General features: G+C 61.9%; 24 protein-coding genes. 18 read left to right on the top strand and 6 right to left on the bottom strand.

The window, feature by feature from the left end; all coding sequences use genetic code 11:
- Nucleotides 1-187 precede the first annotated feature (187 nt).
- The 13 genes from paaG (at nucleotide 188) to HX811_RS14455 (ending at nucleotide 13079) form a co-directional block, all read left to right on the top strand.
- Complete coding sequence (paaG, locus tag HX811_RS14515; protein ID WP_003208887.1) at nucleotides 188-979, top strand: 2-(1,2-epoxy-1,2-dihydrophenyl)acetyl-CoA isomerase PaaG; 792 nt, start codon at nucleotides 188-190, stop codon at nucleotides 977-979.
- A 14-nt stretch (nucleotides 980-993) separates the two neighbouring features.
- Nucleotides 994-1443: a hydroxyphenylacetyl-CoA thioesterase PaaI gene (gene paaI, locus HX811_RS14510; RefSeq protein WP_008431049.1), complete on the top strand. Its 450-nt coding sequence runs from the start codon at nucleotides 994-996 to the stop codon at nucleotides 1441-1443.
- Nucleotides 1436-2647: a 3-oxoadipyl-CoA thiolase gene (gene pcaF / locus HX811_RS14505; protein ID WP_063029023.1), complete on the top strand. Its 1212-nt coding sequence runs from the start codon at nucleotides 1436-1438 to the stop codon at nucleotides 2645-2647. Before paaI ends, pcaF begins: the two co-directional genes overlap by 8 nt.
- A 101-nt stretch (nucleotides 2648-2748) precedes the next feature.
- Complete coding sequence (gene paaK, locus HX811_RS14500; protein WP_102368711.1) at nucleotides 2749-4074, top strand: phenylacetate--CoA ligase PaaK; 1326 nt, start codon at nucleotides 2749-2751, stop codon at nucleotides 4072-4074.
- Nucleotides 4075-4486: 412 nt separating this feature from the next.
- Nucleotides 4487-5476, top strand: a complete 990-nt coding sequence (gene paaA / locus HX811_RS14495; protein ID WP_003208897.1) for a 1,2-phenylacetyl-CoA epoxidase subunit PaaA — start codon at nucleotides 4487-4489, stop codon at nucleotides 5474-5476.
- A 27-nt stretch (nucleotides 5477-5503) separates the two neighbouring features.
- Nucleotides 5504-5785 (top strand): 1,2-phenylacetyl-CoA epoxidase subunit PaaB, encoded by a 282-nt coding sequence (gene paaB, locus HX811_RS14490; protein ID WP_003208899.1) that lies wholly within the window; start codon nucleotides 5504-5506, stop codon nucleotides 5783-5785.
- An 8-nt stretch (nucleotides 5786-5793) separates the two neighbouring features.
- Nucleotides 5794-6555 carry a 1,2-phenylacetyl-CoA epoxidase subunit PaaC gene (paaC, locus tag HX811_RS14485; protein ID WP_177009349.1) on the top strand — a complete coding sequence of 254 codons (762 nt, stop codon included), beginning with the start codon at nucleotides 5794-5796 and terminating at the stop codon, nucleotides 6553-6555.
- Entirely contained in the window at nucleotides 6542-7075 is a 534-nt protein-coding gene (gene paaD / locus HX811_RS14480) for a 1,2-phenylacetyl-CoA epoxidase subunit PaaD (protein ID WP_102368708.1), read from the top strand. The genes paaC and paaD overlap by 14 nt, the downstream gene beginning before the upstream one ends.
- A gap of 33 nt (nucleotides 7076-7108) precedes the next feature.
- Nucleotides 7109-8185, top strand: coding sequence for a 1,2-phenylacetyl-CoA epoxidase subunit PaaE (gene paaE, locus HX811_RS14475; protein WP_177046339.1), 1077 nt, complete (start codon nucleotides 7109-7111; stop codon nucleotides 8183-8185).
- Between the two features lie 48 nt (nucleotides 8186-8233).
- The gene (locus tag HX811_RS14470) at nucleotides 8234-8542 is read left to right on the top strand and encodes a DUF485 domain-containing protein (RefSeq protein WP_003208907.1); all 309 of its coding nucleotides are present in this window, start codon (nucleotides 8234-8236) and stop codon (nucleotides 8540-8542) included.
- Nucleotides 8539-10185, top strand: coding sequence for a cation acetate symporter (locus tag HX811_RS14465; protein WP_177046337.1), 1647 nt, complete (start codon nucleotides 8539-8541; stop codon nucleotides 10183-10185). The genes HX811_RS14470 and HX811_RS14465 overlap by 4 nt, the downstream gene beginning before the upstream one ends.
- Before the next feature lie 29 nt (nucleotides 10186-10214).
- On the top strand, nucleotides 10215-12269 hold the full coding sequence (paaZ, locus tag HX811_RS14460; RefSeq protein ID WP_003208911.1) for a phenylacetic acid degradation bifunctional protein PaaZ: 2055 nt from the start codon (nucleotides 10215-10217) through the stop codon (nucleotides 12267-12269).
- Between the two features lie 258 nt (nucleotides 12270-12527).
- Nucleotides 12528-13079 carry a GNAT family N-acetyltransferase gene (locus HX811_RS14455; RefSeq protein WP_102604583.1) on the top strand — a complete coding sequence of 184 codons (552 nt, stop codon included), beginning with the start codon at nucleotides 12528-12530 and terminating at the stop codon, nucleotides 13077-13079.
- Between the two features lie 2 nt (nucleotides 13080-13081).
- On the opposite strand, the gene HX811_RS14450 is transcribed toward HX811_RS14455, so the two are convergent.
- The 5 genes from HX811_RS14450 to HX811_RS14430 all read right to left on the bottom strand — a co-directional run bounded on the left by HX811_RS14450 (nucleotide 13082) and on the right by HX811_RS14430 (nucleotide 18234).
- Nucleotides 13082-14095 (bottom strand): GNAT family N-acetyltransferase, encoded by a 1014-nt coding sequence (locus HX811_RS14450; protein WP_177046336.1) that lies wholly within the window; start codon nucleotides 14093-14095, stop codon nucleotides 13082-13084.
- 14 nt (nucleotides 14096-14109) lie between these two features.
- Nucleotides 14110-14943: a taurine dioxygenase gene (gene tauD, locus HX811_RS14445; RefSeq protein ID WP_177046333.1), complete on the bottom strand. Its 834-nt coding sequence runs from the start codon at nucleotides 14941-14943 to the stop codon at nucleotides 14110-14112.
- A 2-nt stretch (nucleotides 14944-14945) separates the two neighbouring features.
- A complete protein-coding gene (gene tauA, locus HX811_RS14440; protein WP_177046331.1) occupies nucleotides 14946-15932 on the bottom strand; it encodes a taurine ABC transporter substrate-binding protein in 987 nt (328 codons plus the stop codon).
- A 165-nt stretch (nucleotides 15933-16097) separates the two neighbouring features.
- Complete coding sequence (locus HX811_RS14435; protein ID WP_003208921.1) at nucleotides 16098-16967, bottom strand: oxaloacetate decarboxylase; 870 nt, start codon at nucleotides 16965-16967, stop codon at nucleotides 16098-16100.
- A gap of 142 nt (nucleotides 16968-17109) precedes the next feature.
- On the bottom strand, nucleotides 17110-18234 hold the full coding sequence (locus tag HX811_RS14430) for an alpha/beta hydrolase (RefSeq protein WP_177046329.1): 1125 nt from the start codon (nucleotides 18232-18234) through the stop codon (nucleotides 17110-17112).
- Between the two features lie 163 nt (nucleotides 18235-18397).
- On the opposite strand from HX811_RS14430, the gene HX811_RS14425 reads away from it, so the two are divergent.
- Together HX811_RS14425 and HX811_RS14420 are read left to right on the top strand one after the other, a co-directional pair.
- Nucleotides 18398-19237: an EcsC family protein gene (locus tag HX811_RS14425; protein WP_003208925.1), complete on the top strand. Its 840-nt coding sequence runs from the start codon at nucleotides 18398-18400 to the stop codon at nucleotides 19235-19237.
- A 216-nt stretch (nucleotides 19238-19453) separates the two neighbouring features.
- The gene (locus tag HX811_RS14420; RefSeq protein WP_177046327.1) at nucleotides 19454-21214 is read left to right on the top strand and encodes an EAL domain-containing protein; all 1761 of its coding nucleotides are present in this window, start codon (nucleotides 19454-19456) and stop codon (nucleotides 21212-21214) included.
- A 44-nt stretch (nucleotides 21215-21258) separates the two neighbouring features.
- On the opposite strand, the gene katG is transcribed toward HX811_RS14420, so the two are convergent.
- Nucleotides 21259-23529 (bottom strand): catalase/peroxidase HPI, encoded by a 2271-nt coding sequence (gene katG, locus HX811_RS14415; protein ID WP_177046324.1) that lies wholly within the window; start codon nucleotides 23527-23529, stop codon nucleotides 21259-21261.
- 278 nt (nucleotides 23530-23807) lie between these two features.
- On the opposite strand from katG, the gene HX811_RS14410 reads away from it, so the two are divergent.
- From HX811_RS14410 to HX811_RS14400, 3 genes are read left to right on the top strand one after another with little or no spacing between them, the layout of a single operon-like run.
- Entirely contained in the window at nucleotides 23808-24398 is a 591-nt protein-coding gene (locus HX811_RS14410; protein ID WP_087694298.1) for an amino acid synthesis family protein, read from the top strand.
- A gap of 42 nt (nucleotides 24399-24440) precedes the next feature.
- The gene (locus HX811_RS14405; protein WP_102368700.1) at nucleotides 24441-25274 is read left to right on the top strand and encodes an alpha/beta fold hydrolase; all 834 of its coding nucleotides are present in this window, start codon (nucleotides 24441-24443) and stop codon (nucleotides 25272-25274) included.
- Nucleotides 25271-26752, top strand: coding sequence for an aldehyde dehydrogenase (locus HX811_RS14400; RefSeq protein ID WP_087694300.1), 1482 nt, complete (start codon nucleotides 25271-25273; stop codon nucleotides 26750-26752). Before HX811_RS14405 ends, HX811_RS14400 begins: the two co-directional genes overlap by 4 nt.
- The last annotated feature ends 6 nt before the right edge of the window (nucleotides 26753-26758 follow it).

Below are 26758 nucleotides of genomic sequence, written 5' to 3'. Positions count from 1 at the left end.
AGGTATTTACCGACCAGCACAGCGAGCAGTTCATTTTCATCAAACTCAAAACAAGACACACCAAATCAATTTTATCATTGCATTTATGTATCACATTAAAGCTATACTCCGGCAAAACCGGCTGACCACGCCGATCCAATAATGAGCCGGCTGACCGCCGAGCGTGCACCGTGAGGGCCTCACGACCATGAACTTCGAACACATCCTGTTTTCCATCGAGGCCGGCGTCGCCCTGCTCAGCCTCAATCGCCCCGACCAGCTCAACAGCTTCAACACGCAGATGCACGGCGAAGTCCAGCAAGCGTTGAAGCAAGTCCAGGAAAACCCCGACGTGCGCGTGCTGCTGCTCACCGGTGAAGGCCGCGGCTTTTGCGCCGGGCAAGACCTCAGCGACCGCAACGTGGCACCCGGCAGCGCGGTGCCGGACCTGGGCGAATCCATCGAGAAGTTCTACAACCCGCTGATCCGCCAACTGCGCGACCTGCCTTTGCCGGTGATCTGCGCGGTCAACGGCGTGGCGGCCGGTGCCGGCGCGAACATCCCGCTGGCCTGCGACCTGGTGCTGGCAGCACGCTCGGCGAACTTCATCCAAGCCTTCTGCAAGATCGGCCTGATCCCCGATTCCGGCGGCACCTGGACCCTGCCGCGCCTGGTGGGCATGGCCCGCGCCAAGGCGCTGGCCCTGCTGGGCAACCGCCTGAGCGCCGAGCAGGCCGAGCAATGGGGCCTGATCTACCGCTGCGTGGACGACGCCGAATTGCGCAACGAAGCCCTGACCCTGGCCCGCCACCTGGCCACGCAACCGACCTACGGCCTGGCGCTGATCAAGCGCAGCCTGAACGCCAGCCTGAGCAACAGCTTTGACCAACAACTGGAGCTGGAGCGCGACCTGCAACGCCTGGCCGGGCGCAGCGAGGATTACCGCGAAGGCGTCGCCGCCTTCATGGAAAAACGCAGCCCAAGCTTCAAGGGCCGCTGAAAGGAGCGCACCACATGACCAACCATGAAGCCATGAACCTGGCCAACCAGTGCGCCCAGGCCATGTTCAGCCGCGATGCCGCCAGCCAGGGCATGGGCATGCGCCTGCTCTCGGTGGCGCCGGGTTGCGCACGACTGGGCATGAGCGTGCGCGCCGACATGATCCAGGGCCACGGCACCTGCCACGGCGGCTACCTGTTTGCGCTGGCGGACTCGGCATTCGCCCTGGCCTGCAACAGCTACAACGACGCCACCGTGGCACTGGGCTGCAGCATCGACTACATCGCCCCGGCCCACCTGGGCGACACCTTGAGTGCCGATTGCCGCGAGCAAAGCCGCTCGGGTCGCACCGGCAACTACGACGTCCGTATCGAAAACCAACTGGGCCAGCTGATTGCGCTGTTCCATGGCAAATCCTACAAAGTGCGCGGCACGGTGCTGGCGCAGGAGAATCCGAATGAATGACGCCTTGATCATCGACGCAGTCCGCACCCCGATCGGCCGCTACGCCGGCGCCTTGAGCAGCGTGCGCGCCGACGACCTCGGAGCGGTGCCGCTGCGCGAACTGCTGCGCCGCCACCCGCAAGTGGACTGGAGCAGCGTCGACGATGTGATCTACGGCTGCGCCAACCAGGCCGGCGAAGACAACCGCAACGTGGCGCGCATGTCGGCGCTGCTGGCCGGGCTGCCGGTGAGCGTGCCGGGCACCACCCTCAACCGTTTGTGCGGCTCGGGGCTGGACGCCATCGGCAGCGCGGCCCGGGCGATTCGCTGTGGCGAGGCCGGCTTGATGCTGGTAGGCGGCGTGGAATCGATGTCCCGCGCGCCGCTGGTAATGGGCAAGGCCGAACAGGCGTTTTCCCGCGATGCGCAGCTATACGACACCACCATTGGCTGGCGCTTCGTCAACCCGCTGATGAAAAAGGCCTACGGGATCGACTCGATGCCGGAGACCGCTGAAAACGTCGCCGAGCAGTTCAATATCTCCCGTGCCGACCAGGACGCGTTTGCCCTGCGCAGCCAGCAACGTGCAGCCGCCGCCCAGGCCAGCGGGCGCCTGGCCAGGGAAATCGTCGCGGTGGAAATCCCCCAGCGCAAAGGCCCGGCCAAGGTGGTGGAACACGACGAACACCCCCGCGGCGACACCACCCTTGAACAACTGCAGAAACTCGGCACGCCATTCCGCGAGGGTGGCAGCATCACCGCCGGCAATGCGTCCGGGGTCAACGACGGCGCCTGCGCCCTGCTGCTGGCCAGCGCGGAAGTTGCCAAGCGTCACGGCCTGGTCGCCCGCGGCCGGGTGGTGGCGATGGCCACCGCCGGCGTGGAACCGCGCATCATGGGCATCGGCCCGGTGCCGGCGACCCGCAAGGTGCTGGAACTGGCCAACCTGAGCCTGGCGGACATGGACGTGATCGAGCTCAACGAAGCCTTCGCCGCCCAGGGCCTGGCGGTGCTGCGCGAGCTGGGCCTGGGGGACAACGACCCACGGGTGAACCCCAACGGCGGCGCCATCGCCCTCGGCCATCCACTGGGGATGAGCGGCGCACGGCTGGTAACTACCGCCCTGCATGAATTGGAGGAACGTGGCGGCCGCTACGCCCTGTGCACCATGTGCATCGGCGTGGGCCAAGGCATCGCGCTGATCATCGAGCGCCTGTCCGACTAAAGATTCGCGATTCCCGGGGAGCCTAGCGGTATCCTTGGGGCATGCACTCAAAGCCCACGGTGTGCGGTGGGCTGATACACAAAAATAATTCGAGTGAACTCATGAACATGCCTATTCCAAACGCCGTGCTTAACCCTGTGCTGGACCCGCTGGAAACCGCCAGCGTCGACGAACTGCGCGCCCATCAACTGGAGCGCCTGCGCTGGAGCCTGCGCCACGCCTACCAGAATGTGCCGCTGTACCGTCAGCGCTTCGACGCGCTGGGGGTGCACCCGGATGACATCAAGTCCCTGGACGACCTGGCCAGGTTCCCGTTCACCACCAAGGGCGACCTGCGGGACAGTTACCCCTACGGCATGTTTGCCGTGCCGATGAACGAGGTGGTGCGCCTGCACGCTTCCAGCGGCACCACCGGCAAGCCGACGGTGGTGGGTTACACCCAGAACGACATCGACACCTGGGCCAATGTGGTGGCCCGCTCGATCCGCGCGGCCGGTGGGCGGCGTGGCGACAAGGTGCATATTTCCTATGGCTACGGGCTGTTCACCGGCGGCCTTGGTGCCCACTACGGCGCGGAACGCCTGGGTTGTACGGTGATTCCGATGTCCGGCGGGCAGACGGAAAAACAGGTGCAACTGATCAAGGATTTCCAGCCGGACATCATCATGGTCACGCCCTCGTACATGCTGAACATTGCCGATGAAATCGAGCGCCAGGGCATTGATCCACAGAAGCTGGCGTTGCGACTGGGGATCTTTGGGGCCGAGCCGTGGACTGCCGAGCTGCGCAGTGCAATCGAGGCGCGACTGGGGATTACGGCGCTGGATATTTATGGGCTGTCGGAAATCATGGGGCCCGGGGTGGCCATGGAGTGTGCGGAAACCAAGGATGGCCCGACCATTTGGGAGGATCACTTCTACCCGGAGATCATCGACCCGGTGACGGGTGAGGTGCTGCCGGACGGGCAGATGGGAGAACTGGTGTTTACCTCCTTGAGCAAGGAGGCGCTGCCGATGATTCGCTACCGCACCCGGGATTTGACGCGGTTGCTGCCGGGGACAGCGCGGCCGATGCGGCGGATCGACAAGATCACCGGGCGCAGTGATGACATGTTGATCATTCGCGGGGTTAATGTGTTTCCCACGCAGATCGAGGAGCAGGTACTTAAAATAAAACAGCTTTCAGAGTGTTATGAGATACATCTGTATCGTAATGGCAACCTGGACAGTGTGGATGTACATGTGGAGCTGAAGGCTGAGCATCAGCACCTCAATGACGAACAACAGAAAGCCGTCTCCAGCGAACTGAGCAGGCACATCAAGACGTATATCGGGATCAGCTCGCGCATCGTTTTGCAGCCGCTGCATTCGATCAAGCGGTCTGAGGGCAAGGCTTGCCATGTGATGGATCGTCGCCCTAAGGCATGACTGCTGCACCTTTTTGGCCCCGCATTTGCGGGGCTTTTTTTTGCTCGTTTTTTGGGGTGGGGGTAGAGCACCAGCAAAATCAAAGGCGCACACGGTTCAAATGTGGGAGCGGGCTTGCTCGCGAAGGTCGTTAACGATGACGCGGGCATCCTGATTCAACGCGGCGCACTCAGGTTCTTCGCGAGCAAGCCCGCTCCCACATAAAGCGGCCCTGTTTTTTGCCTGCTGGCCCTGCTTACCACGATGACCGGGAACCCTATGCCGCCGTTACCGTAGCGACAGATATCTGCTCCCTTCCCGCAAAGCGATACAAAATCAAATAACGACACCATATTTTGTGTTTGATATTAATTTCCGTATCGCTTATAAAGTCCTCCATGCCTACGACAAAACACAAGGCGGGAGACCCCCCATGTACGCACAGCTTGTAGAAACCGGAGTAAAGCGCATCAAGGACCTCTCCGAGATGTCCGACCAGGAACGCGCTTTCCAGGAAAAAATCGACGCCGAAATCAAGATCGAAGCCAAGAACTGGATGCCCGACGCCTACCGTCAAACCCTGATCCGCCAGATCTCCCAACACGCCCACTCGGAAATCGTCGGCATGCTGCCCGAGGGCAACTGGGTCACCCGCGCCCCCACCCTCAAACGCAAGCTGCAACTGATGGCCAAGATCCAGGACGAAGCCGGCCACGGCCTGTATCTCTACAGCGCCATGGAAACCCTGGGCGCCGACCGCGACGAAGAAATCGCCAAGCTCCACAGCGGCAAGGCCAAGTACTCCAGCATCTTCAACTACCCCACCCTGAACTGGGCCGACATGGGCGCAGTAGGTTGGCTGGTAGACGGCGCCGCCATCGTCAACCAGGTGGTACTGCAGCGCACCTCCTACGGCCCCTACTCCCGGGCCATGGTGCGCATCTGCAAGGAAGAAAGCTTTCACCAGCGCCAGGGCTACGAACTGCTGCTGACCATGATGCGCCAGGGCACCCAGGCGCAAAAAGACATGGTCCAGGACGCGATCAACCGCCTCTGGTGGCCATCGCTGATGATGTTCGGCCCCAGCGACGAACACTCCCCCAACAGCGCCCAGTCCATGGCCTGGAAAATCAAGCGCCAGAGCAACGACGAACTGCGCCAGCGCTTCATCGACCAGACCATCCCGCAGCTGGAGCTGCTGGGCTGCACCTGCCCCGACCCGGACCTGAAGTGGAACGCCGAACGCGGCCATTACGATTTCGGCGAGATCCAGTGGAGCGAGTTCTACGAAGTGCTCAAGGGCAACGGCCCGTGCAACCAGGAACGCGTCGCCACCCGCCGCAAGGCGATTGAAGACGGTGCCTGGGTACGCGAAGCCGCCGTCGCCCACGCCCGTAAAAAACAGAACAAGAACGCCGCCTGATCGGCCACCTGATGTGGAGTCACCGTTATGTCTGAATGGACCCTGTTTGAAGTCTTCGTGCGCAGCAAGCACGGCCTGAATCACAAGCATGTGGGCAGCGTGCATGCCGCCGACACCACCATGGCCATCGAGAATGCCCGGGAGCTGTACACCCGCCGCAGTGAAGGCGTGAGCCTGTGGGTAGTGCCTTCCGCGCTGATCACCGCCTCGTCGCCGGACGAGAAAGACCCGCTGTTCGACCCGGCCGATGACAAGGTCTACCGCCACGCCAGCTTCTACGAGTTGCCGGCCGAAGTCGGGCATATGTGAGGTCGACCATGAACCCTGAAACCGATCTGATCGAATACCTGCTGCGCCTCGGCGACAGCGCCCTGATCCAGGGCCAGCGCCTGTGCCAGTGGTGCGGCCATGCGCCGGCGCTGGAAGAAGAACTGGCGCTGATGAACGTCGGCCTCGACCTGGTGGGCCAGGCGCGCAACTGGCTGGAATACGCCGCCGAGCTGCTGGACGACGGGCGCGACGCCGATCACCTGGCCTTCCGCCGGGATGAGCGGGCCTATCGCAACCTGCTGCTGGTGGAACAACCCAACGGCGACTACGCGGTGACCATCCTCAAGCAATTCCTGTATGACGCCTGGCACTTGCCGGTGTTGAGCGGCCTGGCCCAATCCAGCGACGAACGCATCGCCGGCATCGCGGCCAAGGCGGTGAAGGAAGTCACCTATCACCTGCGCCGCTCCGGCGAGTGGGTGGAGCGCCTCGGGGACGGCACCGAGGAAAGCCATAAACGCATGCTCGCGGCGATCCCCGAGCTGTGGCGGTTCACCGTGGAACTGACCAGCGCCGACGACAGTGAACAGCGCCTGCACGCCGCCGGCATTACGCCGGACGCCGCTCAGGTTGCCGCAGCGTGGCAAACCCAGGTCAGCGAAATCTTTACCAGCGCCACCCTGCCCCTGCCGCCTGCTGCGAGCTATTTCTACCTGGATGCACGCCGCGGTTTGCACAGCGAGCACCTGGGAATTTTGTTGGCGGAAATGCAGTTTTTGCCCCGAGCGTACCCCGATGCAACCTGGTGAGCTGATCGCCAGCGACCAGGGCGCACGCCCGGCGCAACCCACCGACCTGGCTGCCGCGTGGGCCACCCTGGCGCAGGTCATGGACCCGGAAGTGCCGGTGGTGAGCGTGGTCGACCTGGGCATAGTGCGCGACCTGGACTGGCAGGCCGGCCACTTGCATGTGGTGGTCACGCCGACCTACTCCGGCTGCCCCGCCACCGAAGTGATCGAGGGCGATATCCGCGATGCATTGGAGCTGGCAGGTTTCCGCGCCCCGCAACTGGAACGCAAGCTGACCCCGGCCTGGACCACCGACTGGATCACCAGCAGCGGCCGCGAACGCCTGCGGGCCTACGGCATCGCACCGCCCCAAGGCAGTAGCAGCAAACGCAGCCTGCTGGGAGAAAGCCCGGTGATTGCCTGCCCGCAATGCGGCAGCACCCACACCGAAGTGCTCAGCGAATTCGGCTCCACCGCCTGCAAGGCGCTGTACCGCTGCCGCGATTGCCTGGAACCGTTCGACTATTTCAAGTGCATCTGAGGGGCCAGCGGCCCGCTTGGTTGGAGAACAACAATGAGCAAATTTCACAGCCTGACCATCAAGGATGTGCGCAACGAGACCCGTGACGCGGTGTCCATCGCCTTCGAGATTCCGCAGCATCTGCAAGACAGCTTCCACTTCACCCAGGGCCAGCACCTGGTGATGCGCACCCAGCTGGATGGCGAGGAAGTGCGCCGTTCCTATTCGATCTGCACCGGTGTCAATGACGGCGAACTGCGCATCGCCATCAAGCGCGTGGCCGGTGGACGGTTCTCCGCATTTGCCAATGAGCAGCTCAAGGCCGGGCACAGCCTGGAAGTGATGCCGCCCGCCGGGCATTTTCATGTGGACCTTGATCCCGCTCGCCACGGCCATTACCTGGCAGTGGCGGCCGGCAGCGGTATCACGCCGATCCTGTCGATCATCAAGACCACCCTGCAAACCGAGCCCCACAGCCGCGTGACGCTGCTGTACGGCAACCGTTCCAGCTCCGGTGCACTGTTTCGCGAACAGCTGGAAGACCTGAAGAACCGCTACCTGCAGCGCCTGAACCTGATCTTCGTGTTCAGCCGCGAGCAGCAGGATGTCGACCTTTACAACGGCCGCATTAACGCCGAGAAGTGCGAGCAACTGTTCTCCCGCTGGCTCGACGTAAAAGCCCTCGACGCGGCCTTTATCTGCGGCCCGCAGGAGATGACCGAGATCGTGCGCGACAGCCTCAAGGCCAAGGGCATGGCGCCGGAGCGCATCCATTTCGAACTGTTCGCCGCCGCCGGCAGCCAGCACAAGCGCGAGGCCCGCGAAGCGGCGCGGCAAGTGGATGCGGCGGTCAGCCAGATCACGGTGATCAGCGATGGCCGCGCCCTCGCCTTCGACCTGCCCCGCAACACTCAGAGCATCCTCGACGCGGGCAATGCCCAGGGCGCCGAGCTGCCGTATTCGTGCAAGGCCGGCGTGTGCTCCACCTGCAAATGCAAAGTCATCGAAGGCGAAGTGGAGATGGACAGCAACCACGCCCTCGAAGACTACGAAGTGGCCGCCGGCTATGTGCTGTCGTGCCAGGCATTCCCGGTCAGCAACAAGGTGGTACTGGATTTCGATCAGCTGTAACGCGTGCCGCAACACCACAACCACAACAATAAAAAGGAGCACACCACCATGACCCCCGACGATATCGAGCGCATCCGTCGACATCCCGATTTCATCCAGTTGGTACGCCGCAAACAGAACCTGTACTGGTCGCTGTCGCTGATCATGCTGGTGATCTATTTCGGGTTTGTGCTGTTGGTGGCGTTCTCCCCGGCTACCCTCGGGCAGTCGTTGAGCGGTGGCGTGACCACCGTGGGCATGCTGGTGGGTGTGGTGATTGTGCTGCTGGCGTTCGCGCTGACCGGCTTTTATGTGTACCGCGCCAACCATGTGATCGACCCGCTGAACGACAAACTCAAGCAGGAGTGCACAGCATGAGCCGGCTGGTAGCGTGGTTTCTCCTGCCGCTGGCATTGGCCACGGACCTTGCAGTCGCCGCCGACGGCGCATCCCGGCCACTGAACTGGAACGCCATCGGCATGTTCCTGGTGTTCGTGCTGTTCACCCTCGGCGTGACTCGCTGGGCCGCCCTGCGCACCCGTTCCGCCAGCGACTTCTACACCGCCGGCGGCGGCATGAGCGGCTTCCAGAATGGCCTGGCGATTGCCGGCGACATGATCTCGGCGGCGTCATTCCTCGGCATCTCGGCGATGATGTTCCTCAACGGTTATGACGGCCTGCTCTACGCCCTGGGCGTGTTGGCCGGCTGGCCGATCATCCTGTTCCTGATCGCCGAGCGCCTGCGCAACCTGGGCAAGTATACGTTTGCCGATGTGGTGTCCTACCGCCTGGAGCAGACCCCGGTGCGCCTGACCTCGGCCTTCGGCACCCTGACCGTGGCGCTGATGTACCTGGTGGCGCAGATGGTGGGCGCCGGCAAGCTGATCGAGCTGCTGTTCGGCATCGACTACCTGTACGCGGTGATGCTGGTGGGCGTGCTGATGGTGTTCTACGTGACCTTCGGCGGCATGCTCGCCACCACCTGGGTGCAGATCATCAAGGCGGTGATGTTGCTGTTCGGCACCACCTTCATGGCATTCATGGTGCTCAAGCACTTTGGTTTCAGCACCGAGGCGATGTTCGCCGAGGCCACCGCCGTGCACGCCAAGGGCAGCGCGATCATGGCGCCGGGCGGCTTGCTGTCGAACCCGATCGATGCGATTTCCCTGGGGCTGGGCATGATGTTCGGCACCGCCGGGTTGCCGCATATCCTGATGCGCTTCTTTACCGTCAGCGACGCCAAGGAAGCGCGCAAGAGCGTGTTCTACGCCACCGGTTTCATTGGCTACTTCTACCTGCTGCTGATCATCGTCGGCTTCGGCGCCATCGTCATGGTGGGTACTGACCCAAGCTTCCGGGATGCCAACGGCGCGATCATCGGCGGCGGCAACATGATCGCCGTGCACCTGGCACAGGCCGTGGGCGGCAACCTGTTCCTCGGGTTCATTTCGGCGGTGGCCTTCGCGACCATCCTGGCCGTGGTCGCCGGGCTGGCGTTGTCCGGCGCGTCGGCGGTGTCCCACGACCTGTATGCCTGCGTGATCCGCAAGGGCCAGGCCAGCGAGCAGCAGGAAATCCGCGTGTCGCGCATCGCCACGCTGTGCATCGGCGTGCTGGCGATCATCCTCGGCCTGCTGTTTGAGTCGCAGAACATCGCGTTCCTGTCCGGCCTGGTACTGGCAATCGCCGCCTCGGTGAATTTCCCGGTGCTGTTCCTCTCGATGTACTGGAAGGGCCTGACCACCCGTGGCGCGGTGACCGGCAGCCTGGCGGGACTGGTCTCGGCCATCGTGCTGCTGGTGCTGAGCCCGGCGGTGTGGGTCAACGTACTGCATTACGACAAGGCGCTGTTCCCCTATTCCAACCCGGCCCTGTTTTCCATGAGCCTGGCGTTTTTCAGCGCCTGGGTCTTTTCCGTCACCGACCGCTCGCCCCGCGCTGCCGTTGAACGCGGGCGTTACCTGGCGCAGTTCATTCGCTCCATGACCGGCATTGGTGCCGCAGGCGCCAGCAAACACTAACTCTCATTTTCCAACCCGGAGGAATCGTGATGTCTCACGCCCCTACCCTGCAAAGTTTTATCGCTGGTCGCTGGATCGGCCAACACGGCGCCCAGGTGCTGCGCAGCGCCATTGACGGCCACGAGCTGGCACGCACTCACGAGGAGCGCCCGGACTTCGCCGAAGCCATCGAACACGGGCGCCGCCAGGGAGTCAGCGGGCTGATGGCCCTGGATTTCCAGCAGCGGGCCCAGCGCCTCAAGGCCATCGCGCTGTACCTGAGCGAGCGCAAGGAACAGCTCTACGCCCTCTCCCACCACAGCGGCGCGACCCGTGCCGACAGCTGGATCGATATCGAAGGCGGCAACAGCACGCTGTTCACCTACGCCAGCCTGGGCTCGCGGGAATTGCCGTCGGGCAATATCGTCCACGAAGGCCCGGCGATGCAGCTGAGCAAGCTCGGCAGCTTTGCCGGCACCCATATCCTGGTGCCTCGTGGCGGCCTGGTGGTGCACATCAACGCGTTCAACTTCCCGATCTGGGGCATGCTGGAAAAATTCGCCCCGAGTTTCCTGGCGGGCATGCCATGCATCGTCAAGCCGGCCAGCGCCACCAGCTACCTGACCGAAGCCGTGGTGCGCCTGATGGACGAATCCGGCCTGCTGCCACCCGGCAGCCTGCAACTGGTGATCGGCAGCACCGGCGACCTGCTCGACCGCCTGCAAGGCCAGGACGTGGTGACCTTCACCGGCTCCGCCGACACCGCCGCCAAGCTGCGGGTCAACCCGAACCTGATCCGCAACTCGGTGCCGTTCAACGCCGAGGCCGACTCGCTGAACTGCGCGATCCTCGCCCCGGACGTAAGCCCGGACGACGAAGAGTTCGAGCTGTTCATCAAGGAAGTCGCCCGGGAAATGACCACCAAGGCCGGGCAGAAATGCACCGCCATTCGCCGCGCCATCGTGCCGGCCAAACATATCGACGCCGTCGCCACCCGCCTGCGGGACCGCCTGAAAAAAGTCGTGGTGGGCGACCCGTCGGTGGAAGGCGTGCGCATGGGCGCACTGGCCTCCCACGACCAGCAGAAAGACGTGGCCGAACGCCTGGAAAGCCTGCTGCAGAGCAGCGATATGCTGTTCGGCGCCCGCGACGGCTTTGAACCCCGCGGTGAAAACGTCAGCCAGGGCGCGTTCTTCGCCCCGACCCTGCTGCAAGCCCGCGACCCGCATGCGGAAGGCGGCGCCCACGACATCGAGGCCTTCGGCCCGGTCAGCACGCTGATGGCCTACGACGACCTCGACGAAGCCCTGGCCCTGGCCGCACGCGGTAAAGGCAGCCTCGTCGCGAGCCTGATCACCAAAGACCCGCAGATCGCTGCCAAAGCCATCCCGGTGGCTGCCGCGTGGCACGGCCGCCTGCTGGTGCTCGACCGCGAATCCGCCGCCGAATCCACCGGCCACGGCTCGCCCCTGCCGCAACTCAAGCACGGCGGCCCGGGCCGCGCCGGTGGCGGCGAAGAACTCGGCGGCTTGCGCGCCGTGAAACACTACCTGCAACGCGCAGCCGTACAGGGCTCACCGACCATGCTGGCGGCGGTCACCGGCGAGTACGTACGCGGCGCCAAGGTCATCGAGACCGAAGTGCACCCGTTCCGCCGCTTCTTCCAGGACCTGCAGATTGGCGAATCGCTGCTGACCCACCGCCGTACCGTCACCGAGGCCGACCTGGTGAACTTCGGCTGCCTGTCGGGCGATCACTTCTACATGCACTTCGATGACATCGCCGCCAAGGAATCGCAATTCGGCAAACGCATTGCCCATGGTTACTTTGTGCTGTCGGCGGCGGCCGGGCTGTTTGTGTCCCCGGCACCGGGGCCGGTGCTGGCGAACTACGGGCTGGACACCCTGCGGTTTATCAACCCGGTGGGCATTGGCGACACCATCCAGGCGCGGCTGACCTGCAAGCGCAAGATCGACCAGGGCAAGAAGAGCCCCCAGGGCATTCCGCAAGGCGTGGTGGCGTGGGATGTGGAGGTGACCAACCAGTTGGGTGAGCTGGTGGCCAGTTATGACATCTTGACGTTGGTGGTCAAACGCGAGGAGTGAGTGCTGAGACCAATGTGGGAGCTGTCGAGCCCCGGCGAGGCTGCGATGGGATCACCGCGCCGTACCTGCCAGACCGCGGCGCCTGCATCGCAGCCTCGCTGGGGCTCGACAGCTCCCACAGTTGGTCTCAGTTGATCTCAGTTGATCAGGAGCGTGTATTCATATCCCGTGACGCCCTGCGTCACCACTGAACAGATTGATTTTTTATTCCGCACGACACACCTTAGCGAATCGTTTTTCTAAAAGGTGACGCCCGCAGTGTCCGATTTTCCGACTCTCAAAACCGAACGCCTGACCCTCAGAGAACTTACACAGGAGGATGCGGTGGGGTTGTTTGCGATTCATAGCGACGCTGAAGCAATGAAGTGGTTCGGTGCCGACCCAATCACCGAGCCTCATCAAGCGGAGCAACTGATCGAGCTGTTTGCCAGTTGGCGCACCTCACCCAATCCGGGGATTCGCTGGGGGATTGAGGACATAGCCACGGCAGCGCTGATCGGCACCTGTGGTTTCTTCAAATGGAATCGTGCGTGGCGCAGTTGCGCCATCGGGTTTGAGATGGCGCAATCGGCACAGGGACAGGGGCTCATGAAGGAGGCGGTTTACGCCGCCCTTCGATGGGCGTTCCAGCACATGGAACTCAACAGGATCGAGGCGCTGGTTCATCCTGACAACGCTCGGTCACTGAACCTGCTTGAGAAAGCCGGGTTCGTGCGCGAAGGAACGTTGAGGCAGGCGGGTTACTGGAACGCAGCTCATCAAGACCTGGTTCAGCTTTCGCTGCTGCGTGGGGAGTGTGAGTACCTTTAGTGTCAGCGCGCGGTCCGGCGGTAAACCAGCGTATCGCGTACGCCGAAGTACTCGCAGCGCCGCGCGCCTTGAAGGGTTTCCACCCATTCAAACCCCGTTGCCTCAGCCAATCGTTGACTGGATATGTTCGCCGAAGAAGTGGTCAGGCGCAGTGTGTGCCCGCTCAACTGCGAAACCAGAGCGTTCAATGCCTCCCTCATCAGCCCATGACCGGCGTGTGCCTGATTGCCCCAATAGCCAACTTCGTAGCTGTGAATCTCATCGGCCAGCGGCAGCAGGCCGATACAGCCCACCAATGCCTGGGGATCGTCGCGAGATAACAGGAAATACCGTTTCTCCCCGACAGGCGCATCGAAGTCTTTTGCCGCGCGCTGCAGGCTTTCCTGCGTGTCCTCCCGCGTCCAGTGCGGCTTGCTCCATACGAGAAACCGGCGGTGCAGTGCGTAGCTGGCGTTCAAGGCATCGGCGAGTTTTTCAGCGAGCGCCACGTCGGGCGCAACCAGGGTCATCCGGTCAGTTTGCAGGGTTGTGGGCAGCGGCGCCTGCTGTTCAATGGTTTGCACCCACACGAATCCTTCGTCTTCACTGGGTGGCTCGAGCATGCTGAACACGCTTTTCAGCGCGTCCTCCGGCACCTTTTTGTCGGCATTGCGTTGGGCATTTCGCGACAACGCCAGCTCCAGCGGTGCGCTCACCAGGATGCCGATCACCGGGACTGCATATTCCCTCGCGATGGACAGCAGCTCCTGCCGATGACGCCGCGCCGGCAAAGCAGCATCGAAGACGATTGCGCCGTGCCCCAATCGCTCAAGGTTTTCCGCCACCCAGCGAGACTTGCCCGCCCCCTGCACGCCCATGACCACGTACACGTGAGTGCCCTTTGCCGCCTGTGACAGCTCGTGCCTCAACCGCGCATACGCGAGCTGCCATGCCTGTCGATTTCGTTCAGGCGTGAATTCCCTGCCGAACTCGGTTTCCAGATAGTCGTCAGGGTTGATCACCAAGGGCAAATCCATCGACCGATCCTCCATCAAAAAGGCACGTCGCCCAACATCGTCGCGCGGTGCATCACCCGCCTTTGCGGTCGGTAATCATCAATCGCGTAATGCTGGGTAATGCGGTTATCCCAGAACGCTACATCATTCGCCTTCCATCGCCAACGCACGGTGAATTCCGGACGGCTCACGTGGCTGAACAATAACCGCAACAACGCATCACTTTCCGCCGCCTCAAGCTCATTGATCCGCGTGGTAAAGCCTTCATTCACAAACAACGCCTTGCGCCCGGTGGCAGGATGCGTCCTGACCACCGGGTGTGACAGCGGCGGGTGATCCTTCCGGGCTTTTTCGTAGCGCGCCAATGCTTCGGGCGTGCTGCCGAAGCGCTCGGTGGGAAATGATTTGGTCAATTCGTGGGTGGCGGTCAGGCCGTCGAGCAGTTGCCTGACGGGGGCCGATAACCCTTCAAACGCAGCCACGCCATTGGCCCACAACGTATCCCCGCCGAACGCAGGCACTTGCCTGGCCGCCAACACAGAGCCCATCGCCGGTGCGGCGAGGAAGGTCACATCGGTGTGCCAGATGGCGTTGTCGCGGAGATCGGTCACGGCGGTGTCGATCAGCAGCAGTTCCGGGTGCCGGTCAACGTGCGGGTAAATCGGATGCCGGTGCAAATCACCAAACCGCGCGGCAAATGCCACGTGCTGCCCGGGGGTAATGGCCTGGTTACGGAAGAACAACACCTGGTGCTGCAGCAGTGCTTGCTCCACCCAGTCGTGTTGTTGATCCGTCAGAGGCAGGGCCATATCCAGCCCCTCAACCTCGGCGCCGATGGTAGGGCCAAGGGGATGAAGCGTCAGGCCCATGATTATTCTCCGATGAACTTGTCGCTGACGAAGGCGGAATAGTCAGGCAGGACCTTTTCGATTTTTCCCTGCTCTTTCAGAAATTCGGCGGTCTTGCCGATTTCCCTGGCGGTGCCACCGGCGAGGTATTGCGCGCTTTTTTGTTCGGCGGCCGTCGGGAACGACGAGCCTTCGAGCAGCTCGGGAATGTCCGCAGCGTTGGCGCCTGTGAGCCGGGCGATGCTCTTCACGGAGGCAGAATCAGCGGTCCAGTCTTTTTTATGCGCGGCGTAATCGGCAATCGCCGCCAGGCTGACCCTGGCAAAATCGGCAACGACCTTCGGATTCTTTTCAGCGAAATCCTTGCGCGCTACCCACACCTCAAAGGTCGGGGCGCCCCAGTTGGAAACTTCGGCAGCATCCGTGAGGATCTTGCCGGTCTTGCGGATTTCACCCAGGGCAGGCGACCAGGTAAACGCCCCGTCGATATCGCCGCGGGCCCAGGCGGCGGTGATTTGTGCCGGTGTCAGGTTGACGATGTTGACTTTGCGCGGGTCCAGGTTCCAGTGCTTCAGCGCGCCCAGCAGGCTGTAATGGGAGGTCGACACAAAGGGCACGGCGATGGTTTTGCCGATCAGGTCATCAGGGGTCTTGATCCCGCTGCCGTCGCGAACCACCAGGGCCTCGGAACTGCGAATCTGCGCGCTGACAATGAACGCCACCAGCGGCATGTTTCGCGAAGCCGCCGCGGCCAACGGGCTGGAACCCAGGTTGCCGATCTGCACATCACCGGAAGCCATGGCGGCCAGGACGGCCGGGCCCGCGTCGAATCTGCGCCAATCGATCTTCTGGCCGATACCTTTTTCATATTCGCCATCGGCGATGGCGCGTTTGATCGGGTCGATGCCGTTGATGTAGCCGATGGTGAGGTCAGCGGATTGAGCGCTTAGGGAGAGGACAGCGAGGCCCACGGCCGAGAGGAGGTTGCGGGCCAGTTTCAGCGTGTTCATTTTTATAGATTCCTGAGCGGATAAGACTTGAACAGCGCGGACTCCGGCTCTCCAAGGGTCAACTCAGTTAGATGATATTGATCTATAAAAAATAAAATAAATAATTTTATGGAATTAGCTTAGAGCTTCTGCAGGAGCGATCAAGCTCGCTCCTGCAGGGTCATGTCACTCTTGAACATCCATGAACTCTTTGGCCCAGCTCACGTAGGTGTCGGGGAACGTGTAGGTGTGGGTCAGTTCGCTGGCGGTCAGGTTTGACGTGCTGCGCGTCAGGTTGCGCTGTTCGCGAAGGCTGTCGTAGGTGGCCTTGATCGAGGCGAAGTACGCGCCGTGGCCGGCAACCACAATCCGCACACCCAGTTTGGCCAGGCGTTCGTTGTCATTGAGATGCGGGTTGGCGTAGGTCACCAGCATCAACGGCACCGTCAGGCCTTCGGCGATCTGTTCAAGGTGGTCGAAGTCACGGACACCCACCATGCAGATGCCGTCTGCGCCAGCCTCTTGATACGCCTTGGTGCGATGGATAACGTCTTCCACCGGCAATACGGCGGCGTTGGTCCGGGCGATGATCGAAAGCTGCGGATCGACCCGGGCCTCCAGGGCTGCCTTGACCTTGCCCACGCCCTCTTCGGTGCTGATGAGATCGGTGGATTTGCGCCCGAACTGCGCGGGCAGCAGGGTATCTTCAATGGTCAGCGCCGAGACGCCAGCACGCTCCAGTTCCTGGACGGTGCGCATCACGTTCAGTGCATTTCCGTAGCCGTGGTCGGCGTCGGCGATCACCGGAAGCTGCGCCACCCGGCCGATGCGGGTGGCCTGCTCGACGAACTCACTCAGGGTAATCAGCGCGAAGTCCGGTGCAGCCAGGACCTGTAATGACGCCACCGAGCCTCCCAGGATGCCGACTTCGAAGCCCAGGTCTGCAGCGATCCTGGCGGACATCGGGTCGAACACCGAGGCGGTGTGAAAGCAGTGTTGGGAGGCCAGCAGCTCGCGAAACGAGCGCCGTAGATCCTGGTGGGAAATTTTCGACATGTTCACTCCTCACTGTCGCCGTATACGCGGGAACGACCAGTGCCAATTCAAAAGTAAGGCTAGCGTATCACGCCGGAAAAAGATGGTTGATGACGTTTGAGAAACTAATACATCACGCTTGGCGGGGGGAAGCCCGCCGCCATTATTTCAACCGTCCCGCCTCACCCAGCCAGGTTGACGCGCCCTGTTGCAACCATTCGGTGGCGGCGGGATTGTGTTTGACCCGGCTATCCAGGAACGCCACACCCATGGCCTGAATCGCGGCCACCTGCTTGGGGTCCGGCGCCGGTTCGCCCGCCATCGGGCCGCCGCCAGGTTTGGCGCCGTGCTTGTGCCCTCGACCCTTGGGCGCGTCGCCAGACGAAGCACTGCCGTTGTCGGCCCTTTTCGCCGGCCGGCTGAACAGCTCGCTGCCGGACAAGGTCTTGTGCGTCGCACTGTTCAACTCCAGCTGAACACTGCCCGCCGCTGTCACCGACTCGCCCAACACCTCTCGCTGACGGTAAGAGCTGACCCAGTTGAACGGGTCTTCATCCTGCTGGCCGGTCATCGACAGCACGGGCGCCGTTATCCGGGCAAACACGTCCGGCCGGGCATCGGCGTCCACATAAGGGCTGAGCAGCAACACCGCCTTGGGTTGAATCCCGACGCCCGGGGTGGCCCCGGGCTCCAGCGCCCCGGCGAGTGCCTCAGCGGTCTGCGCGCCAAAATCAAAGCCGGCCACCACCACCTGGTTCCAGTCGATGGCCGCCAGTTGCGCGTCGCCTTTGGCGGCCCGTGCCCGAACTTCGCGCAGGACTTTCTGCAAGGTCGACAGCCTGTCACGCAGGGCGGCGGCGGAGTAATGACTGCTCGCCATCCCGCGAAAGTCACCATATACCGCCTGCTGCGAGGCAAAGATCGACTGATCATGGGCGGGCTCCTGAACCGACAACACCGCATAACCGGCCTGCGCCCAAGCCTTGCGCCACGCCACCCCGCCCGAGGCCGGCTCACCCAACCCCGGCAAGTAGATAATCAGCGGCAGGCGCTCATGGGTCACCGGTGCCAGCCACGCAACGTTCACCGATTGCTTGTCGAGCTGCCAGGTCGCGCCCCAGCCGGACGTTTCATAATGGGACGGTTGATACGCGGTGCTCAGTTCCTTGTTGACCCGCTCGCTGAATTCGGCCCGCGGGTTGGGCGGATCGCCCGCACACCCCGCAATCAATCCCAGGCTGCCCACCAGGGCGCTCACCACCAGCCAGTACCGAGGTTGAAGGTTCATTCGATTCACACCGCCGTTCAGTTCAAGGTAACTGGCAGCCTAACCGACCCGCCGGCGAACGCAGCACCCGCGCAGGTAAAGAATGGGTAAAGCGTGACGGCACGATGGCCCTCTTCGCGGGTCTTTGTTTTATCAAAGCCGGAAAAATTTCAAGGAGACGCCTGTGAGCATCAGAGACAATCCCGAGGACTATCAGGATCTCAAGCGGGCCGTCGGTTTGCTGGAGTCACCCTCCCTGACGGCCAGGCTGTCCGGCATGATCGGCTCCCCGATTGAAAGCGCGGTAAAGGCATTGCCGGGGGTGGTTTCCAAACGGATCAATGGCGCGGTGGCGGCAGCGCTGCATTCATCCGCTGGCGCGGCGCTGAAAAGCCTGGACAACAGTCCGAGAAAACCGGCCTCGACCCGGCTGCACAAGGCTTTTGCGGCCACCTCGGGCGCCATCGGCGGGGCCTTCGGTTTCGCGGCGCTGTTTATCGAGCTGCCGATCTCCACCACCATCATGATGCGCGCGGTCGCCGACGTGGCGCGCAGCGAGGGTTTCGACCTGGGCGACTTTTCGACCAAACAAGCCTGCATCGAGGTGTTTGCCATGGGTGGCACCAGCCAGGCCGACGATGCAACGGAGACCGGTTACTACATGACCCGCAGCTTCACCACCCAGGCCATGCAACAACTGTCCAAGGAACTGGCGGGGATCGCCGCCAAGCAGGGCTCCAAGGCCATCAGCAGCTTGTCCCCGGGCCAAGCCGGGAAATGGCTGGCGATCCTCATCGATAAAGTCGCGACACGTTTTGGCTTTACCATTTCCAGCAAGTTCGCAGCCCAGGCCGTTCCGGTGATGGGCGCCTTTACCGGGGCGACGATCAATACGCTGTTCACCCACTTCTACCAGGACATGGCGCGGGGGCACTTCATCGTGAAACGGCTGGAAGAGAAATATGGTTTTGAGCCCATCAAGGATGCGTACATGGCCATCAAGGCGGCGCCCCGGGTGAACTAGAAGTGCGGAAATGCCGGAAAAATTTTTAATGCCGTGCATCCACTTCGCTGCCCCGCGCGTACATTCATCCGCAGGGCGCAAGAATTAGGGAGATACGCAGGAAGAGATCACCCGGACGCCATACCCTTGAGCTATCTGATGAATAGAAAAACAACATCATAATGATGGCACTGTCTGATACCTTGTTGTACGAACATAACCACTTTGAGGATTGTCATGGGCGAAGGCGCTCCTATTCCGCCGAATGAAATTGAACGGCTAAAAGAGGTCGCGAAATTTTGTCCAACCGACAGCGATAGTGATGATGTATTTGAAAAGATCGTCGAGATGGCGTCTGCCTATTACAACGCCCCCATCGCACTGATTTCAATTGTCGATAAACACCGGCAATGGTTCAGGGCACGCGTGGGAATTACAGAAACGCAGACACCGCGAGAAGTGTCTTTTTGCGCCTACTCTACCCTGGACAACGCCCTGCTGGAGGTGTCGGACGCAACGCTGGATGCCCGCTTCAAAGACAATCCCCTGGTCACGGGGCCGCCGCATATTCGTTATTACGCGGGCGCGCCATTGATCACGGAGGATGGCTTTACCCTGGGAAGTCTCTGCATCATTGATACTGTCCCCCGCCCTCCCATGAGCGAGCGTGACAGTGCAATGCTCAACGACTTTGCCGAGCTGGTCATGATGCGCATACAGGGCATGCGGTCCCGCAACTTCGTAGACCAACCCACGGGGCTATTCAATCGACTCAGGCTTGAGGAAGATATACGTCAAGCGCTTAAGCTTGAAAACGCGTGCCATGTGTACGCAGTTGACATTATCTCGCCAAAGTTTCTCAACGATATTGTAAAGGCCCTGGGCTACAGCTTTGCCGGAGACCTGGTTCTGGCGATCAAATCTCGCCTGCAAAACCTGTTACCCGCGCAGTGCCTGCTTTACAAAATCAGCCCGACGCGGTTTGGCTTCATCCTAGAGGAGAATCAAACCACCGAGCACATCTGCGAAAGTATTCTCAAGGACTTCAAAAAGCCTGTTGAATGCCACGGCATCCCCATCCTCATGCAAGTCGGGATTGGCGTGCTGCCCATTCACCATTCCGGCCCGCAAGACTGGCTACGCCTGCTGGTGAGTGCGGCAGATGAGGCGCGTGACCGCAAGCTGGGCTGGTCTCTTTATGAACCCCAGTTTGATGCGGCTCAGCAACGCGCTTTCATGTTGCTGAGTTCGTTGCCGGAAGCGGTCAGCTGCGACAAACAGTTCAGCCTGGTGTATCAGCCCAAAGTCAAACTGCCCTCGGGAAGCTGTGATTCGGTAGAGGCATTGCTACGCTGGACCCATCCGTTGCTTGGCCCCATCAGCCCTGCCGAGTTCATCCCCCTGGCCGAAAAAACCGCGTTGATACCGTCCGTTGGATTATGGGTGCTCAAGGCAATCATCCGGCAAGCCGCAGCCTGGAAAGCACAAGGCGTGCGCCTGCGAATAGCGATGAACATTACCGTCAGCGATCTGGAAAGCTCCGAGTTCGTGGACGCGATGATTGATGAGCTTCACCGGCATGACCTTGACCCTGCCGACTTTGAACTTGAGTTTACCGAAAGCATGTTGATGACCAACCCTGAGGAAGTCATCCGGCAACTGCAGCGCGTTCGGCAGATTGGCATAGAGGTCGCGGTTGATGATTTCGGCACGGGCTACAGCAACTGGGCGTACCTGAAGGAACTGCCGGCCACTACCGTCAAGCTGGATCAATCATTGATCAGCGGGCTGGGCAGCAATCAAAATGACAAGCAGTTGGTTAAAACCCTGATAGGCCTGGCGAAAGGGCTCGGCTACCGAGTCGTTGCCGAAGGCGTAGAAAACCAGGAAATCCTCGACCTCTTGATACAGTGGGGATGTTCCGAAGCGCAGGGCTACCTGATAGCAAAGCCCATGACCGCAACGGACCTGGAAACCTGGATAAGCCCAGGCCGCTAGCGAACAGGCCCACAGCGTGGGCCTGTAAACGTCAGGCGCCAGTGTCAGGCCAGTTCAAAGCGATCCAGATTCATCACCTTGGTCCAGGCCGCCACGAAGTCCTCGACGAACTTCTCCTCGGCGTCGGCACTGCCATAGACCTCGGACAGCGCCCTCAACTGGGCATGCGAACCGAACACCAGGTCGACCCGGGTGCCCGTCCACTTGACGGCACCGGTCTTGCGGTCATGCGCCTCAAAGGTATCGTGGGTGCCGGTGACTGGCTTCCATTCAACGCCCATGTCCAGCAGGTTCCTGAAGAAGTCATTGGTCAGGGTTCCCGGGCGCTCGGTGAACACCCCGTGCTTGCTTTCCCCGACATTTAGACCCAAGACCCGCAGTCCGCCCAACAGCACCGTCATTTCGGGTGCGGTCAATGTCAGCAGTTGCGCCTTGTCGATCAGCAACGCTTCGGCCGACACCTTGTAGTGCCCCTTCTGGTAGTTGCGAAAGCCGTCGGCGACCGGTTCAAGGAAACCGAACGACTCGACATCCGTCTGCTCCTGGGAAGCATCCGTGCGCCCTGCCGTGAAAGGCACCGTGGTCTGGCGGCCGGCATTTTTGGCCGCCAGCTCAACCCCCACGCTGCCCGCCAGCACGATCAGATCGGCCAGGGAAATCCTTTTGCCTCCCGTCTGTGCGGCATTGAAGTCGCCCTGAATAGCTTCGAGACGCTTCAGTACGCCCGACAGTTGCTCAGGCTGGTTGACCGCCCAGTCCTTCTGCGGAGCCAGGCGCAGGCGCCCGCCATTGGCTCCCCCGCGTTTATCGGAGCCGCGGAAGGTGGACGCCGCTGCCCATGCCGTCGAAACCAGCTGCGAGACCGTCAGCCCGGCGGCGAGAATCTTTTGCTTGAGCGCCGCCACATCCTGCTCATCCACCAGTGGATGATCGACCGCAGGAATCGGGTCCTGCCACAGCAACTCTTCCGCGGGGGTTTCCGGGCCGAGATAACGCGCAAGCGGGCCCATGTCGCGGTGGGTAAGCTTGAACCAGGCACGGGCAAAGGCGTCTGCCAGTTGGTCCGGGTTGGCCAGGAAACGTCGGGAGATCTGTTCGTACGCCGGATCGAAACGCAGCGCCAGGTCCGAGGTCAGCATGCTCGGCGCATGCCGCCTGCCGGCGTCATGCGCATCCGGAACCTTGCCGGCGCCGGCACCGCTCTTCGGTGTCCACTGATGGGCGCCCGCCGGGCTCCTGGTCAGTTCCCATTCAAAGCCGAAGAGGTTTTCGAGGTACTCATTGCTCCATCTTGTCGGCGTCGAAGTCCAGGTCACCTCCAGCCCGCTGGTGATGGTGTCACCGCCCTTGCCGCTGCCGAAGCTGTTTTTCCAGCCCAGCCCCTGCTCTTCCAGGCCAGCCGCTTCCGGCTCCGGGCCGACGTTATCCGCCGGACCTGCGCCGTGGGTCTTGCCGAAGGCGTGACCGCCGGCGATCAGGGCTACGGTCTCTTCGTCATTCATCGCCATGCGACCGAAGGTTTCACGGATATCCTTCGCCGAGGCAACCGGATCCGGAACACCTTCAGGCCCTTCCGGGTTCACGTAGATCAAGCCCATCTGCACAGCGGCGAGGGGATTTTCCAGGTTGCGCTCACCGCCTCCGGTGCGGCTTTCTTCGTTGCCATGGTTCTGCGGTTCAGCCACCAACGGACCATCACCCGGCTGCTGCATTTTCTTTTGCACGCCGTAACGCTCTTCTCCCCCCAGCCACGTGGTCTCGGCGCCCCAGTAAACGTCCTCGTCCGGCTCCCAGACATCCGGGCGACCGCCGGAGAACCCGAAGGTCTTGAACCCCATGGATTCCAGCGCAACGTTACCGGTGAGTACGATCAAATCGGCCCAGGAAATCCGCCGGCCGTACTTTTGCTTGACCGGCCAGATCAGGCGACGGGCCTTATCCAGGCTGACGTTGTCAGGCCAGCTGTTGAGCGGTGCAAAGCGCTGCTGACCGGAACCGGCACCGCCGCGACCGTCGGCGGTACGGTAGGTCCCGGCGCTGTGCCAGGCCATGCGAATGAACAGCGGGCCGTAATGGCCAAAGTCCGCAGGCCACCAGTCCTGGGATTGCGTCATGACATCGCGCAAATCCTGCTTGACCGCTTCGAAGTCAAGGCTCTTGAACGCCTTGGCGTAATCGAAGCCCTCACCCATGGGGTCGCTGAGGGAGGAATGCTGATGCAGGATCTTCAGGTTCAGTTGCTGGGGCCACCAGTCTCGGTTCGTGGTGCCGCCACCCGCAGCGTGGTTGAAAGGGCATTTCGATTCAGTTGACATGCTTGGCACACCTTTTAGTGACGTTTTCAAAGATTAGCCTCGTTCGCAGAAAACTCTAATAGCTGCAACGTTATCCCCTGATAGACCTGTTCTTGGGATTGAAAGCCGTCCTGGGGCCCCGCCCTGCATAAGAGCCACTGGGATCTCAAGACCAGAAAAAGCCATCCGCTCGACCTTTTATCGCGCGAACCCATCTTCAGTTTGCTTGCAGCTCTTGCGCTTGCGGTATTATGGTATACCATCATACACAAACCAATCAGCACTCAGGTGGAGCAGTCATGAGTTTTGAAATCCGCAAGATCGTCAGCTATGTAGAAGAAACCTTTATTGAAGGCGGCAAGGCCTCCGACACGCCAGTGACTATGGTGGGCCTGGCTGTCGTCCTGAAAAACCCGTGGCTGGGTCGCGGTTTTGTCGAAGACCTGAAACCGGAAATCCGTGCCAACTGCTCGGATCTCGGCGCACTGATGGTGGAGCGCCTGATTGGCATTATCGGTGGTGCAGACAACATCGAAGCCTATGGCAAGGCCGCCGTGGTCGGTGCCGACGGTGAAATCGAACACGCCTCGGCAATCATCCATACCCTGCGCTTTGGCAACCACTACCGCGAAGCGGTCAAGGCCAAGAGCTACCTGAGTTTTACCAACAAGCGCGGTGGCCCGGGCACATCGATTCAAATCCCGATGATGCACAAGGATGACGAAGGGCTGCGCTCGCACTACATCACCTTGGAAATGCAGATAGAAGATTCCCCGCGTGCCGACGAGATCGTGGTGGTCCTTGGGTGTGCCGACGGCGGCCGCCTGCACCCACGCATCGGCAACCGTTACATCGACCTGGAAGAGCTGGCAGCCGAGAAAGCCCAGTAAGCAAGACCGGTCACCCAAACAAAAAACATGCAGGAGCGCTCCATGATTCAGCTCACCGCTGATCGCACCCCGGCTGGCACCAGTTATCTGGCGACCGGCCAAGGCCAGCCTGTGGTTTTGATCCACGGCGTGGGCCTGAATAAAGAAATGTGGGGCGGGCAAGTCGTTGGCCTGGCCACGAATTATCGCGTGATCACCTATGACATGCTGGGCCATGGCGCCAGCCCGCGCCCGGCTGCCGGCACCCCGCTGCTGGGGTATGCCGACCAGTTGCTGGAACTGCTCGACCACCTGCAATTGCCTCAGGCAACGGTGATCGGGTTTTCCATGGGCGGCCTGGTTGCGCGGGCGTTTGCCTTGCATTACCCCGAACGCCTGCAAGGCCTGGTGGTGCTCAACAGTGTGTTCAACCGTAGCGCCGAACAGCGTGCCGGGGTGATCGCACGCACTGCCCAGGCCGCCGAGCACGGCCCGGATGCGAATGCCGAAGCCGCGCTGTCACGCTGGTTCAGCCGCGAGTACCAGGCAGCCAACCCGGCGCAGATCGCTGCGCTGCGTGAAACCCTGGCGGGCAACGACCCCCAGGGCTACCTCACCACGTACGAGCTGTTCGCGACCCAGGACATGTACCGCGCCGACGACCTCAAGGGTTTGCGCGCGCCGACCCTGGTCGCCACCGGCGAACTCGACCCGGGCTCGACCCCGGAGATGGCCCGGCAACTGGCCGATCGCATTCCCGGTGCGACGGTTGCAGTGCTGGCCGAGCAACGGCATATGATGCCAGTGGAATCGCCGCGGCTGGTCAACCAACTGCTGCTGGGCTTTCTTGACACGGTGTACACCCAAAAAAATCCAATAAAGGGGATCGTTGCATGACACTCGCACGCTTCCAGATGTGCATCGGCGGTGAATGGGTCGATGCCCTGTCCGGCAAGACTTTCGACAGCCTCAACCCGGCCCTGGCCGAACCCTGGGCGCAACTGCCCGACGCCGACGAGACGGATGTGGAGCGCGCCGTGCAGGCCGCGCAAAGCGCCTTCGACAGCCCGGCCTGGCGTGGCCTCACCGCTACCGCGCGGGGCAAACTGCTGCGCCGCCTGGGAGATTTGATTGCCGAAAACAAGGAACAACTGGCACAGCTCGAAAGCCGCGACAATGGCAAGCTGATCCGCGAGACACGCGGTCAGGTCAGTTACCTGCCGGAGTTCTTCCATTACACGGCAGGCCTGGCCGACAAGCTTGAGGGCGGCACCCTGCCGCTGGACAAGCCGGACCTCTTCGCCTACACCGTGCACGAAGCCATGGGCGTGGTGGCCGCGATCATTCCATGGAACAGCCCGCTGTACTTGACCGCGATCAAACTCGCGCCGGCCCTGGCAGCGGGTAATACCATCGTGATCAAACCGTCGGAGCACGCCTCGGCGACCATCCTCGAACTGGCGCGCCTGGCCCTGGAGGCTGGCATTCCGCCGGGCGTGGTCAATGTGGTGACTGGCTACGGCCCAAGCACCGGCGCCGCCCTCACCCGCCACCCTTTGGTGCGCAAGATCGCCTTTACCGGCGGCGCAGCCACGGCGCGGCACGTAGTACGCAGCAGCGCCGAGAACTTCGCCAAGCTGTCGCTGGAACTGGGCGGCAAGTCACCGAACATCATCTTTGCCGATGCCGACCTCGACAGCGCCATCAATGGTGCGATTGCCGGGATATACGCGGCGTCGGGGCAAAGCTGTGTGTCTGGCTCGCGCCTGCTGGTGCAGGATGAAATCTACGACGAATTCGTCGAGCGCCTGGTAGAGCGCGCCAAACGCATTCGCATCGGCAACCCGCAGGACGACGCCAGTGAAATGGGCCCCATGGCCACCGCACAGCAACTGGCCGTGGTCGAAGGCCTGGTGGCGGATGCCATCGCTGAAGGTGCGCGCCTGCGTACCGGTGGCAAGCGTCCGCAGAACCTGGGCGAAGGCTGGTTCTATGAGCCGACCCTGTTCGAGTGCGACCGCAACTCGATGAAGATCATGCAGGAAGAAGTGTTCGGCCCGGTGGCCTCGGTCATCCGTTTCAAGGACGAAGCCGAAGCCCTGGCCATCGCCAACGACTCTCAGTTCGGCCTCGCCGCCGGCATCTGGACCCGCGACCTCGGTCGTGCCCACCGCCTGGCCCGCGACGTGCGTTCGGGGATTATCTGGGTCAACACCTACCGCGCCGTCTCGGCCATGGCGCCCATTGGCGGCTTCAAGAACAGCGGCTATGGACGTGAAAGTGGCATCGATTCGGTACTGGCTTACACCGAGCTGAAGACGGTGTGGATCAACCTTTCCCAGGCGCCCATGCCTGATCCTTTTGTGATGCGTTAAGAGACC

It is taken from the genome of Pseudomonas sp. F8002 (genome assembly GCF_013385495.1).
Lineage (GTDB): Bacteria > Pseudomonadota > Gammaproteobacteria > Pseudomonadales > Pseudomonadaceae > Aquipseudomonas.
The sequence above is the reverse complement of the archived record's forward strand: the minus strand, read 5'-3'. Positions and strand labels throughout refer to the sequence as shown.

Bases quoted from the DNA above. Each gene is read 5' to 3' on its own strand.
- paaG (WP_003208887.1), top strand. From the start codon at position 188: ATGAACTTCGAACACATCCTGTTTTCCATCGAGGCCGGCGTCGCCCTG.
- paaI (WP_008431049.1), top strand. From the start codon at position 994: ATGACCAACCATGAAGCCATGAACCTGGCCAACCAGTGCGCCCAGGCC.
- pcaF (WP_063029023.1), top strand. From the start codon at position 1,436: ATGAATGACGCCTTGATCATCGACGCAGTCCGCACCCCGATCGGCCGC.
- paaK (WP_102368711.1), top strand. From the start codon at position 2,749: ATGAACATGCCTATTCCAAACGCCGTGCTTAACCCTGTGCTGGACCCG.
- paaA (WP_003208897.1), top strand. From the start codon at position 4,487: ATGTACGCACAGCTTGTAGAAACCGGAGTAAAGCGCATCAAGGACCTC.
- paaB (WP_003208899.1), top strand. From the start codon at position 5,504: ATGTCTGAATGGACCCTGTTTGAAGTCTTCGTGCGCAGCAAGCACGGC.
- paaC (WP_177009349.1), top strand. From the start codon at position 5,794: ATGAACCCTGAAACCGATCTGATCGAATACCTGCTGCGCCTCGGCGAC.
- paaD (WP_102368708.1), top strand. From the start codon at position 6,542: ATGCAACCTGGTGAGCTGATCGCCAGCGACCAGGGCGCACGCCCGGCG.
- paaE (WP_177046339.1), top strand. From the start codon at position 7,109: ATGAGCAAATTTCACAGCCTGACCATCAAGGATGTGCGCAACGAGACC.
- HX811_RS14470 (WP_003208907.1), top strand. From the start codon at position 8,234: ATGACCCCCGACGATATCGAGCGCATCCGTCGACATCCCGATTTCATC.
- HX811_RS14465 (WP_177046337.1), top strand. From the start codon at position 8,539: ATGAGCCGGCTGGTAGCGTGGTTTCTCCTGCCGCTGGCATTGGCCACG.
- paaZ (WP_003208911.1), top strand. From the start codon at position 10,215: ATGTCTCACGCCCCTACCCTGCAAAGTTTTATCGCTGGTCGCTGGATC.
- HX811_RS14450 (WP_177046336.1), bottom strand. From the start codon at position 14,095: ATGGATTTGCCCTTGGTGATCAACCCTGACGACTATCTGGAAACCGAG.
- tauD (WP_177046333.1), bottom strand. From the start codon at position 14,943: ATGGGCCTGACGCTTCATCCCCTTGGCCCTACCATCGGCGCCGAGGTT.
- tauA (WP_177046331.1), bottom strand. From the start codon at position 15,932: ATGAACACGCTGAAACTGGCCCGCAACCTCCTCTCGGCCGTGGGCCTC.
- HX811_RS14435 (WP_003208921.1), bottom strand. From the start codon at position 16,967: ATGTCGAAAATTTCCCACCAGGATCTACGGCGCTCGTTTCGCGAGCTG.
- HX811_RS14430 (WP_177046329.1), bottom strand. From the start codon at position 18,234: ATGAACCTTCAACCTCGGTACTGGCTGGTGGTGAGCGCCCTGGTGGGC.
- HX811_RS14420 (WP_177046327.1), top strand. From the start codon at position 19,454: ATGGGCGAAGGCGCTCCTATTCCGCCGAATGAAATTGAACGGCTAAAA.
- katG (WP_177046324.1), bottom strand. From the start codon at position 23,529: ATGTCAACTGAATCGAAATGCCCTTTCAACCACGCTGCGGGTGGCGGC.
- HX811_RS14410 (WP_087694298.1), top strand. From the start codon at position 23,808: ATGAGTTTTGAAATCCGCAAGATCGTCAGCTATGTAGAAGAAACCTTT.
- HX811_RS14405 (WP_102368700.1), top strand. From the start codon at position 24,441: ATGATTCAGCTCACCGCTGATCGCACCCCGGCTGGCACCAGTTATCTG.
- HX811_RS14400 (WP_087694300.1), top strand. From the start codon at position 25,271: ATGACACTCGCACGCTTCCAGATGTGCATCGGCGGTGAATGGGTCGAT.